Below are 13,163 nucleotides of genomic sequence, written 5' to 3'. Positions count from 1 at the left end.
TGCCTCGGTGCTTCCTCATGTCTCTTAAGGAGCTGATTTGATGACGCTGGAGCAGTGCCGTGTAATTTTTGTTGCGAGGTGCTCTGTGAGCGGCTCCTCTGTCCGCCGCCACTGCCGCCTGTCGCCCTGCTCTGTCGTCAGACTGTAATATTGCGCCACTAGCGTCCCGCCGCATCCTCGGGCCGATGGGCGGCGGGGTGACATCCGCATGCCGGCCGCACTCCCTGCGGCATCGGGACGCGCCAAAACCGGCTGCCATGACGTCTGGTGGATTGATCGACAGGTCGCGACAGAAGCGGGGCGTTCGCGCGCCGGCGGTGCCGGGCGTTTGCGTTGCGCTCGGGGGCGTGCTGCTGGCGGCGGTGTCGCCGGTCGGGCCGGTCGCGAGTGCCGCCGCGCAGGCGCTGGTATCGTCGGCGGTGCCGGCTCCCATCCGCTTCGACCTGCCGGCGCAGCCGCTGGCGAAGGCGTTGCAGGCATTCAGCGCGGCGACCAATATCGAGGTGCTGGTCGATGCCCGGCATGCCGCGGGGCGGCGGTCGAGCGACGTCCAGGGCGCGATGATGCCGCGCGAGGCGCTTGCGCTGCTGCTCGCGGGATCGGGGCTCGTGGCGCAGCCGTTCACCGCGGATGAGGCCGCCTTCAAGATCGTCGCGCCGCCTGTGCCGGCGCCCGTCGCCGGCCTGCCGCCGGGGGCCACGCGCTACTTCCGGGACATCCAGCGCGCCGTCGAGCTGGCGCTGTGCCGCGATGGGCGCACCGCGCCGGGCCGCTACCGCCTGGCGCTCAAGCTGTGGATCGGACAGTCCGGCGTCGTGCTGCGCTCGCAGCGCCTCGATACCACCGGAGACGATGCGCTCGATGGCGCGCTCGACGAGGTGACGCGGGCGCTGCCGATCGGGCGATCGCCGCCGGCCGATCTGCCGCAGCCGGTCGTTCTCGTGATCTCGCCGCAGCGTGCGGCCGTCTCCGCCGGCTGCCTGGCCGCCGCGCCGGAGCAGCGGCGCGCGGCGGTCGGCGAACCGTGAGGCCGGGCGGTGGTCGAAATCGGACGCGCTCTGCTGCGCAAGCTGCTGGTCTCGGGGTATGACGACCTCCGGCGGCGCCTGACGCGGCGTCTCGGTTCAGCCGATGCCGCCACGGAAGTGCTGCACGAGGCGTGGCTGCGCCTCGATCGTGGCCCCGACATCGTGGCGCTGGAGCGGCCGCAATCCTATCTCTATCGCATGGCGCTCAATGTCGCGGTGGATCGCCAGCGCGCCGAGAACCGCTGGGTCGGCAAGGCCGAGCTCGAGGCGCTGATGGTGGCGGATACCGACGTGCTCGATCCCGAGCACATCGCGGCGATGCGGTCCGAAATGGCTGCCCTGGAGCGGGTCGTGGCGCAGCTGCCGGCGCGCTGCCGGGCGGTGTTCACCGCGGCCCTGGTGGACGAGCTGTCCTATCGCGAGATCGCCGAGCGCCTCGGCATTTCGCTGCGCACCGTCGAGCGGGAGATGAATCACGCCCTGGCGCATTGTGGCAAGCATTTCGAAGGGGCACGGCTGAAGAGGCGGGCGCGCGCGTCCGCAGACGTCTTGTATATGGGTGGCGGCGGCAGCCGTGCCGCGGATCACGACCATGACGAATGACAACGACCAGCCCGGCGCAGCGCGGGCGCAGCTGATGGCCGAGGCGCGGCGCTGGGCCGCGCGGCTGCGCGCGGGCGAGGTCAGCCGGACTGATGTCGACGCATTCGAGCGGTGGCGTGCCGAAAGTCCGGCGCACCGGCGCGCGTTCGCCGAGGTGAACGTGCAGTGGGACGTGCTGCGGTCGGTGGCGCGCAACATGGCGGCGGCGCAGCCGCCTGTCGCCGCCTCCGGCGCGTCGCGGCGCGGGTCCAGCCTCAGCCGGCGGGCGTGGCTCGGCGGCGCCATCGCCGCCTCGGCCGGCGGCGTGGCCTATCTCGCGGCGCGCCCGCCGCTCGATCTCTGGCCGTCGCTGTCCGAGCTGTCGGCCAGCTATCGCACCGATGTTGGTGAGCGGCGCACCATCACGTTCGCCGATACGGTGGCGGTCGCGCTGAACACGCGCACCAGCCTTGCCGCGGCAGATCCGCGGGCGCGCCAGGTCGAGCTGATCGCCGGCGAGATCGCGGTCGATACGGGGATCGACGCGGCCGCGCCGGCGGATGCGTTCGTGGTGGTGGCGGGCGGCGGCCGGGTCAGCGCGGCGCGCGCGAAGTTCAGCCTGCGCTATGACGGGCAGGCGGTGTCGGTGACCTGCCTCGACGGCGCGGTGCAGGTCGAGTGCCGGCACGAGGTCATCACGCTCAAGCCGCGCCAGCAGGTGGCCTATGACGCACGCGGGCTCGACCGCGTCGCCGCCACGGACGGCCGCGCGGTCGAGGGCTGGCAGCATGGGCTGCTGGTGTTCGAGAACAGGGCGCTGGCCGAGGTGATCCCGGAGATCAATCGTTATCGCCGCGGGCGCATCGTGCTGTTGAACGACAATATCGGCCGCCTGGTGCTCGACGCGACGTTCCGGATCGACCGGATCGAGGACGCGGTGGCCAAGATCGCGGACATTTTCGCCTTGAAAACCAGGGTCCTGCCGGGCGGACTGGTGCTGCTCAGCTGAGCGGCCGACCGCTCCGATCATGTCGGCGCATTTTTTTGGCGGGCTCGGCGGCGATGCGGTCGTCTTCAGGACAGGACAGCATCCTGCCGCGGTCGATCTCATCCAGTGGTCGGTCGGCGGGCGCCTGGGGCTGTCCCTCGCTCAAGTCCTTCGTCCATGCCTGGGTCGCCGGAAGTCCGCATCATGTCGTTTTCCTTCTCTGCCCGCCGTCATTCCGCTCTGCTCGCCAGCGTCAGCGTGGCGGCCCTCGTCCTTGCGGGCCCGCCGGCCGGGGCGGCCCAGCTCGGCGGCGCACCGGTGATCGCGGCGCCGGCCTATGCGGCGGGCGCCACGACCGCAGCGGCGCAGCAGGCGGCGGATGCGGCCGCGCGCAGCGCAAGCGCGCTGACCCGCGCCGTGCAGGCGATCCAGGCGATGCAGGCGACCCAGGCGGCGGCGCGCAATGGGGCCCAGGCCGCGGGCACATCGCAGGCGTTGCCGCAGGTCGCGGTGCCCAATGGCCTTGCGCCGGGCGGGCTGCAGGTCGCGCCGGGCGCGGCGCCGGGGACGCTGCAGTGGAGCGGTGCGGGCCTGCCGACCCAGGCGATGGTCAATGGTCGCACCAACGTCGCCATCACCCAGACCTCGCCGCAGGCGATCCTCAACTGGCAGTCGTTCAATGTCGGGGCGCGGACCGACGTCGTCTTCAACCAGCAGGGCAACACGACCTGGAGCGTGCTCAACCGCGTGACCGGCAATGTCGGCCCGAGCCAGATCCTCGGCAGCATCAGGGCCGACGGCCAGGTGCTGGTGATCAACCAGAACGGCATCATTTTCGGTGGCGCCAGCCAGGTCAATGTCGGCTCGCTGGTGGCGTCGACCCTTGGCATCACCGATCAGCGGTTCAAAAGCGGCATCGTCAACCAGCAGGCCTACGATATCGCCAAGCAGAAGATCTCCGATCCGATCTTCGCATCGAGCGGAGCGGCGGGCGATGTGGTCGTCGAGCCCGGCGCGCTGATCCAGACCGCGCCGCCGAAGTCGGTGACGACCGGCGGAGGCAACGTGTTTCTGCTCGGCGCCAATGTCCGCAACAGCGGCAGCATTGCCACGCCGGATGGACAGACCGTGCTCGCCGCGGGCAGCGCCGTCTATCTGACCCAGAGCACGGATCCCAGCATCCGCGGCGTCGAGGTCAATCTGCTGAACGGCGGCACCGTGACCAACACGGCTCAGGGGCTGATCAGCGCGCCGACCGGCAACATTTCGCTCGCCGGCATGACGGTGCGGCAGCAGGGGATTCTGTCGGCCGTCACATCGGTTGATGCCGCCGGCTCGATCACCCTGATCGCGCATGATGGCGTCAGGTCTCAGTCGATCTCCGGCGCGAGCAGCCTCGACCTGCCGACTTATCTTGTCATACCGACGCGTCTTGGCACTGTCGAGCTCGGGGCGGGAAGCCTGGTGGCGATCCTGCCGGACCAGAACGGCCGCACTGCGCTCGACGGCCAGCCGCAGCAACAGTCGCTGTTCCGTGCGGAGGGGCAGACCGTCAACCTGTTGGGAGCGGCAAGCCTGCTGCTGCCGGCGGGGCAGGTCGTGCTCCAGGCCTCGAGCAATGCCGACCTGATCTATTCGTTGAACCACAACGTACCCGGGCTCGGTGTCTCCAAGGCGTTTGACGCCGGGCGGGTCTACGTCGCCGACGGCGTCGCCATCGATGTCGGCGGCCTGCAGGGCGTCCTGGCGGCGGCCTCCGACGACGCCGTCAAGGTGAACGTCCGCGGCAACGAATTGCGGGATTCGCCGCTCAACCGGGGCGGGCTGCTCACCGGTCTGAATCTCTGGGTCAACAGCCATGACCTCAACCGCGTCGCCGCCGATCGCGTCTACACCACCGGCGGCCTGCTCGAGGTCTCGGGCTGGCTCGGCCTCGTGCCGCACACCATCGATCAGCGCCTGACGGGTGGCGGCTCGGTATCGGTGTTCTCGACCGGCGATGCGATCCTGCGGCCGGGCGTGGCGATCAACATCGCCGGCGGCTCGATCTGGCACCGGGGCGGCGAGGTGCCGGCCACCCGCCTGATCGGCGCCGACGGGCGCATCTATGACATCAACCAGGCGCCGGCGGACATCGCCTATGTCGGCGTCGCCGGGCAGTTCATGGTCGATCACGCCCATTGGGGCGTCAAGGAGATCTACGTCAGTCCGTTCAGCCAGACGCGCGTCCAGCCGGCCTATCTGGAAGGCCGCTCGGCCGGCAGCCTGAGCGTCGTTGCCTGGCAGGCCGAGGTCGATGCCCAGGTCAATGCGGTCGCCAGCAATGGTCTGTACCAGCGCACGGCCGGCAACATGGCACACAATGGTGCCCTTGTGATCGGTGCCGACGTGGTCACGCCGCCGGACGTCGTGATCGCGCCGACCGTGCAGGCGCCGGACGACGTGTTTGCCGCCAGCACCGTGACGGCCGGCAAGCGAGATCCTGCGACACTGCTGCCGGCGGCGTGGCAGCAGACGCTGTTCCTGTCGGCGAAGACGCTCAACGACAGCAATTATGGCCAGATCAGCATCAACGGCGGCAACGGTCTGTCCGACCCGGTGACCCTGAAGTTCTCCGGCGGCGGCATCAGCCTGGTCGGTGGCGCGACGCTGCGGGTCGCCGATGGCGGCACGATCAGCTTGAGCACGGGCGCGGGCGTCTCGCTCGACGGGCAGCTGATCGCGCGGGGCGGCGCGGTGACGGTCGATGCTTCGCAGGGCTACGGTTCGCCGACACGCGACGTGCTGCTGAAGAGCGGCAGCGTCATCGACGTCGCGGGATTGTGGACCAACGATGCGCTCAATGGAGGCGTCGCGAATGCGGCGCTCCCCGATGGCGGCAAAGTGGCGATCTACGCCAAGGGCAGCGTCCAGGTAGCTGCCGGCGCGTCGATCGATGCATCCAGCGGCGGCTGGGTGCAGGCAAACGGCAAGTTCAAGACCAGTGCCTCCGGCCTGCCGGTCGGCGCGGGCGGCGACATCAGCCTGATCAGCAATGCACAGGTGCAGGGTTTCAACAAGATCACGCCGCTTGTCTACCCCGGCAGCGTCAGCCTGCAGGGATCGCTGCGGTCGGCCGGGTTCAATGGCGGCGGGCGTTTGACCATCGCTGCGGCCAGCGTGCAGATCGGCGGCGAGCGGCCGGCGGACACCGGCACGCTGTGGCTCGATCCATCGTTCTTTGCGCGCGGCGGCTTCAGCCAGTACACCGCGATCGGCTATAACGGCGTCGCGGTCGCACCTGGCGTCGACCTGCAGCTGCATGCCCAGGTCTTGAAGGTCAGCGATGCCGTGACGGGCGCCGCGGCCGGTGCGCGGATCGCCGACATCGCCGTGCTCGGAGCGCTGGCTCCGTCCCAGAACGCGCCGCCGGTGAACCTCGTGCTCAGCGCGGTCGATCCGTTCACCGGCCGGCTGACCGTCGCGATCGGCGCGCGGATCACAACCGATCCCGGCGCGGTGGTGAAGCTGCATGCCGGGCGCCAGCTCACGTTCGACGGCATCATCGATGCACCGGCCGGCACCATCAATCTCGACCTCTACGGTCCCGTCAAGCCGATGGAAACGTTCCCGGCGCCGTATGATCCGGCGCAAAGCCTGTGGCTCGGCGCGAACGCGCGGCTGCTCGCGCGCGGCCTGGTGCAGACCTATCAGGACGCGGGCGGAGTTGCTGGCTACCGGCTGTGGAACGGCGGCAGCGTCAACATCAACACCTGGGGATATGATCCGGCGGCTTATCCTTTCACCAGCTATTACGGCGCATCCACGACGGCCACGAGCCCGGGTGCGCAGTCGGGGCTGGCGCCGCTGGGGACGGTGATCGCCCGGGCGGGATCGCTGATCGACGTGTCCGGCGCCGCGGGTGTCATCGCCTTGCCGTCGCGGAGCGGATTGGCCTCGTGGCTGGTGACAACGCCGGTAGCGACCGACGCCGGCGCGGTCCGGATCGTGGCGTCGCAAGGCCTGCTGCTCGATTCGACGCTGCTCGCCAATCGCGGCGGTCCATCGGCGGCAGGCGGCAGCCTCGTGATCGATCAGACCATTTGGGCGAGCTATTATGGTGCGAGCTACCGCCAGCCCGTCGGCGCGCTGGTGCTGACGCAGGGGCGGCAGTCCTTCGCCCCGGATGGGCTCAAGATCGGCGACCTCCTGCCGGCCGTGTTGCAGGGGCAGTTGCATGTCAGCGCCGATGCCATCATGGATGCCGGCTTCTCCGGGGTCTCGCTCGGCGCGGCCGATGCGGTGATCTTCAACGGCAGCATCAATCTGCGCACGGATCGCAGCCTCGCCATCAGTGCAACCGGCCTCAGCGCCACGGCGGGCGCCGACGTCCATCTGGCATCGGCCTATGTCAACCTCGGCGGCGGCCAGCGCAGCGCCTTCAATGACTTCAATAGTTCCCAGGCGAACATCATCGCCGCCCTGGCGGGGAGCGCGACGCTGGCCGTGCAGGCGAGCCTGATCGACATCGACGGGCTGCTGCGCAGTGGCGCCAGCTTTCAGACACCGGCGGGCCAGGCCGTGGCGCTGCCGGGGTTCGCGGCGATGCGCTTCACCAGTGCGGGCGACATCCGCCTCGCGGCGGCCACCGCGCAGAGCGCGGCCAGCGCGGGAAGCGGTTACAGCGGTTACAGCAGTTTCAACACTTTCGGCGATCTCGGTTTCACAGCCGCGCAGATCTACCCAATCACAGCGGCGCCGGCGAGCGGCGACTTTGTTTCGCAACTGGCGCTGTTCACGGTCAGCGCGGCGGGGCCGGCCAGCGTGATCACCTTCGCCCGTAATGGCGTCGACCTGCCGCCACTGCCGCTGTCGGCCGGCGGCCAGATCCGGATCATCGCCCCCACCATCAACCAGGGCGGCGTGCTGCGTGCACCGATCGGCCAGATCACGCTGGGCGATCCCGCCCATCCGGGCACGTCCATCATCAATCTGCTGCCGGGCAGTGTCACCTCGGTGTCGGCCGCCGGCGCGTTGATTCCCTATGGTTCTCCGGTCGGCAACAACCTCTATATCTATGGCACGGACTGGATCGGGAAACCGATCATCATGACCGAGGCGCCGCAGAAGGTGATCTCGTTGTACGGCAAGTCGGTGACGGTTGCCGGCGCCGCGGACGGCAAGGCCGCGGCGAAGATCGACGAATCCGGCGGCGGCGATCTCTACGGCTTCCAGTTCGTCAGCGGCATCGGCGGCTCGGTCGATACCCTGAACGGCGTCAATACCTTTGCCATCCTGCCGAGCCTTGGATCCGGCTATGCGCCGCGCTCGCCGCTGATGGCGTCGAGCAACGGCGATCAGATGGCGGTGGCCGCGCCAAACGTCAACCTGAAGATCGGTGACCAGGTAACGCTCGCCGGGATCGACGGGCTGGCTGCGGGCACCTACACGCTGCTGCCGGGCCACTATGCGCTGCTGCCGGGCGCGTTCAAGGTGACCATCGCAGCCACCGGCCTGCCGCCATCGTCGCAGGCGCTTGCCGTGCAGCGCCCCTCGGGATCGTTCTATGTGACGGGTTATCGCACGGTCGCCAACACCGCGATCCGCGATCCGCTGGCCTCGCTGTTCGTGGTCACGCCGGGCGCGGTGGTGCGTCAGCAGTCGCAATACGCCGAGACCACGGTGGGCCAGTTCTTCCGCGCCCAGGCGATCGCCGCCAATGCGATCGTGCCGCGGCTGCCGGTCGACGCCGGCCGCTTCGTGCTCAGTGCCGCGAACGGCATCGACTTCCAGGGGCAGGGCGATTTCTCCTTTGCGCCCGGCGGCCGCGCCGGCGAGGCCGACATCGTCGGCACCAGGCTCGCCGTGATCGGCAAGGGCGATGTCGCAGGTGCCGGCTTCACCGCGATCACCGATGATTTCATCAACCGTATCGGGGCGCAGAGCATCCTGATCGGTGGCGTGCGATCGCTGACCTCCACCCAGTTGCAGATCGGCAGCGCCGCGACCGATATCGAGATCGGCGGCCATGCGATGCTCGCACTGCCCGAGGTGATGCTGCGGGCGTCCAATTCGCTGGTGCTCGATCCCGGCGCGGTGATCGACACCAGTGCGGCCGGCAAGCTGCCGGATCTGTTCCCGCTCGATCCGACCAGCGGACGGCCGATCGGTACGCTCGCCCTCAGCGGCGGCGCGTTCCTGCTGGCGTCCAATGCCCCGTCGGCGCTGCCGATCGCGCTGACCGCATCCGGCACCAGCCGCCTGGTGGTGGGCGCCGGCGCGCGCGTCGACGCCAGCCGCAGCCTGGTGCTCGCCAACACCTCGAACTTCAGCCTCGACAACACGGCGGTGTTTGGCGCGCCGTTTGTCACGATTGCTGCTCCGATCATCAATATCGGCGGTCAGAATCCCAGCGGCATCACGCTGACGACCGATCTGTTGTCGGCGCTGGTGCGCGGCGATGCGTCGCGCGGCATCGCGCCGACTGCCATGCTGACGCTGAGCGCGGGGCAGGGGATCAACGTCTACGGCTCCACCGTTCTCGGCGGCACCGACGCGGCGACCGGGCGGGCGCAGATCGCCAGTCTCAGCCTGTCCAGCCCGACCATCACGGGATTCGGCGCGGCCGGCGATCGCGCCGTGATCAGCGCCGGGCAACTGACCCTTGCCGGCGCTCCGACGGCAGTCGGTGCCGGCACCGCCGGGCAGGGATCGCTCGTGTTCAACACGACCGAACTCACCATCGGCCCCGGCACGCTCAATGTTGGCGGCTTCGGCAGTGTTACCTTGGGCGCCGCGGCGCAGGTGATCGGATCGGGGATCGGGGTCCTCAACACCGCGGGCGATCTCGTGGTCGCAACGCCGCGCGTGACCGGTGCCGCAGGGGCCGATACCACATTGAACGCGACCGGCGCGGTGACACTGACCGGCGTGGCGACGCCGGTCGCGGCGATCACGGCCGTCAACTCGCTTGGCGCCCATTTCACCGTGACCGCCGGATCGATCGTGCAGGGCACCGCGATCGTGCTGCCGTCCGGCGTCGTCAATCTCAGCGGGAATGCCGGAGTGACGCTCGCAGCCGGCTCCCTGACCGATGTGTCCGGCGCCGCGGCCACGTTCTTCGAGGTGGTCCGTCTCGCTCCGGCGGGCAGCATCACTCTGAGCTCGTCCAACGGCAATGTGGCGATCGCCGGCAGTGCGGTGCTCGATCTCAGCGGCGGCGATCTCGCAAGGCTCGACCCGCGCAGGGCATCGCAGGTCGATCTCGCCGCGTCGAGCCGTGGCAGCGATGCCGGTGCACTCGCCATCGCGGCGCCGCACGGCATTGCGCAGCTCGACGGCCAGCTCCGTGTTGCGACCGTTGCAGGATATCGCGGCGCGCGGGTGGCGCTGGATCTCGGCAGCGGCGACGCGAGGACGCTGCTTGCTGTCGTGAGCGGCTTCTCCGACAAGCAGGCATTGACGCTGCGCAACGGCGATATCGAGGTGCCGAACATCACGGCTCACGAGGTCGAGCTTTCGGCGGTCAGCGGCAACCTGACCGTGACCGGGCTGATCGATGCCCATGGCGCCTCCGGTGGCCGCATCCGCCTCTCCGCCGGCAACAACCTCACGCTCGCGCCCGGCGCCGGCCTCGATGCCCATGCCAGCAGTGCGGATGGCGATGCCGGCGAAGTCTTCCTGGGCCTTGCCAGCCAGAGCGCCGGGCAGCTGACGCTGGCCGGCGGCGCGTGGATCGACGTAACCGGACAGGGCCTCAATGGCGGCAAGGTCTGGCTGCGCGCGCCACGCACGGGCGCGGCCGGTGTGGCGATCTCCGATGCCGGAGCCTCGATCACGGGAGCGCGGACGATCGGTCTGGAGGCCGTGAAGGTCTACGACATCACGGCGACGCCTTATGTCGACGCCTGGATCGGCAACGCGGCGTCACCCGCAAATGCCGATGCGCAGGCCTATATGGCCAATGCCGCCGCGATCCTGGCGAACGTCGGCGCGGTCGGAAGCAATGCGGCCACGCATCTGATGCCCGGCATCGAGCTGCGCGGCAGCGGCGACATGACGCTGCTGCAGAGCCCGTCGCAGCTCAATACCGGTATCGACCTGCATGCCCTGCGGTTCGGCGGCGAGCCGATGGCGCTGACCTTGCGCGCAGCCGGCAATCTCAATTTCAACGGCAGCCTGAGCGATGGTTTCAATGCTCCCATCACCACGCCGGACGGCAAGATCTTCGTAATCTCAGCACTGCTGCCGGCAGGTTCGCGATCGGCCTCGCTGCGACTGGTGGCGGGCGCCGATTTCACCGCCGCCGATCCGCTCGGGCTGGTCGCCAAGGGGGCGCTCGCGGCAGGGACGGGCTCGATCCTGTTCAACGACCCGCACAAGGACACCGGCGGATTCCTGATCCCGAGCGTGGTGCGCACCGGAACCGGTGACTTCGATCTCGCCGCCGCACGCGACGTCATCCTGACGACGCCGTTCGGCATCTACACCGCGGGAACGCCGTCAGCCGATATTCCCGGGTTCAAGACGCCGACGCGGCCCTACATCAGGTCGACCTTTAACAATCGCTCGGACACTTATCTCGGCTACAAAACCAGAAAAATCACATGGGACTCCCTCTATTCAACGGCGCTGACGTCAAAGGTGGTCGCGAGCTATCCTGAGCGCGGCGGCGACATACGGGTCGTCGTGCAGGGCGACCTCAGCAGCGCGAGCGTTCTCATTCCGTCCTACGATCGTGATATTGGTTGGGCCGGCAGCGGCCTGGCGACGTTCTGGCTGTGGACCCAGAGCGCCCCCGGGGCAGCGGGGGCGCCAGTCGTCAACGGCACATCGTACATCAATTTCGGCAGTTACTATCAAAGTCCGGCCAGGCCGATCATAGGCATCGACCGTCCGCCCAACGTCACGGGCTATCGTGGCCTCGGTGCGCTCGGCGGCGGCAGTGTCGTGGTGAGTGTCGGCGGCAATCTCAGCAATGTCGACATCAGCGCGCCGACCACGCTGCGGGCGCCGACCGGCGCCGTCAGCGCGAGCGACGTGGTGACGACTGGCGGCGGCCCCCTCCAGCTCGCCGTGGCCGGCGCCTTGGATAACGCCAACATCGCGGTCGGCCGGGGCGTCGGCGAGGTGCGGGCAGCCGCCATCGGCGCGACGACCCGGGTGAACGTGATGGTGGGCGATGGCCGTGCTGCCATCGTCTCGGATCGTGCGGCCGGCCTCGTGGTCGGGGATCCGACCCGCGCGGCTTTGCAAAACCGGGATGTCAACCATTACGGCCTCGAGGGTTGCAATACGGATTGCTACGATCGCAGGTCGCCGTGGGGCTTCTTCACCAGCTACAGCGCCAACACGGCTTTCAATGTGATGGCGATGAGCGGCGACATCACGCTCAACGGCGACTATGTGCCACCGGTCATGAACGTCGTGGCCGCGACCGGCTCCATCACCAGCACGCAGACGCTAGGGTCGACCATTTTCGTCGACGGCGCCCCCACTGGTGCCGGTAATGTACTGTATGCGCTGCAGGCTCCGACCGCTCAGGTCGAGCTGCTGGCGGGACGGGACATTCGGAATACGGGCGTCAGCATGACCGGCATCGCGCCGGCACCGTTTGCGAAGGCGTTCCTTAGCAACTACGTCGGAACCATCTTCAACTTGTCGGATCAGTCCACTAGCAGCGTGGCCTCGAACTTCGCCCAGCCCGACGATCCGCGCGCCGTGCATGTCTATGCGCTCGGTAGCCTGAACCGGGTGATCCTTGCGACGTCGAAGCGGGCGCAGGTCCGGGCTGGCCTCGACATTCTCTCGCCCCTGTTCGAACTGCAGAACAACCAGCCTGGCGATGTCTCGCAAATCCAGGCCGGCCGCGACATGACCAGCTGTCGGACGCCGGCCGACTGTAACGGTTTCAACATCCGGATCGGCGGTCCAGGGTTCCTCGATATCGAGGCTGGTCGCGACATCACGGTGCAGACGCCGGTGGCGAAGTCTGGGACGGTGTTCAATGGCATCGGCATCGCCAGCATCGGCAACGCCGCCAACGCGCTGCTGACGCCGACCGGGGCGTCGATCAGCGTCGCCGTCGGCCTCGGCAAGAACGGTCCGAATATCGCCGGCTTCATCACGACCTATTTCGATCCGGCCAATGCCGGCGGAGTGCTGCAAAGCCACACCGCCGATCTCGTCGACTATCTGAACAAGACGCTCGGCTATGCGGTGCTGCCGGCCGATCAGGCCGTCGCGCTGTTCCGAGGGCTGGCGCCGAGTGTGCAGATGCCGCTGATCGAGAAGGTGTACTTCGCTGAACTGAAAGCTGGCGGACGCGCCGTGGCGGGCGGCGAGGGTACTGGCGGCAAGGGCTATGATCGCGCTTACAAGGCGATCCAGACCCTGTTTCCCGGCAGCACCATCGGTACGCCGACCACGGCCTATCATGGCGACCTGTCGGTGTATCAGCTCGGCCGCATCCGCACCGAGGCCGGCGGCGACATCAACATCCTGGCGCCGGGCGGCAGCGTGACGCTCGGCATCGAGAACCAGACGCCGGATCTCACCGGCCAGGTCGACACCGCGCGGCCGGGCGT

4 protein-coding genes are annotated in these 13,163 nt (G+C 68.7%); all 4 read left to right on the top strand.

The window, feature by feature from the left end; genetic code table 11:
- The first annotated feature begins 257 nt into the window (after window positions 1-257).
- Complete coding sequence (locus tag AB4Z37_RS32140) at window positions 258-1,028, top strand: energy transducer TonB (protein WP_441520730.1); 771 nt, start codon at window positions 258-260, stop codon at window positions 1,026-1,028.
- 9 nt (window positions 1,029-1,037) lie between these two features.
- Complete coding sequence (locus tag AB4Z37_RS32135; RefSeq protein ID WP_441520729.1) at window positions 1,038-1,631, top strand: RNA polymerase sigma factor; 594 nt, start codon at window positions 1,038-1,040, stop codon at window positions 1,629-1,631.
- Window positions 1,621-2,619 carry a FecR family protein gene (locus tag AB4Z37_RS32130; RefSeq protein WP_441520728.1) on the top strand — a complete coding sequence of 333 codons (999 nt, stop codon included), beginning with the start codon at window positions 1,621-1,623 and terminating at the stop codon, window positions 2,617-2,619. Before AB4Z37_RS32135 ends, AB4Z37_RS32130 begins: the two co-directional genes overlap by 11 nt.
- A gap of 183 nt (window positions 2,620-2,802) precedes the next feature.
- Window positions 2,803-13,163, top strand: a 10,361-nt coding sequence (locus tag AB4Z37_RS32125; RefSeq protein ID WP_441520727.1) for a two-partner secretion domain-containing protein, incomplete at its 3' end; no start/stop codon positions are given.

Origin of the sequence: Bradyrhizobium sp. 2TAF24, from assembly GCF_052115025.1 — a bacterium.
Lineage (GTDB): Bacteria > Pseudomonadota > Alphaproteobacteria > Rhizobiales > Xanthobacteraceae > Bradyrhizobium_A.
The sequence above is the reverse complement of the archived record's forward strand: the minus strand, read 5'-3'. Positions and strand labels throughout refer to the sequence as shown.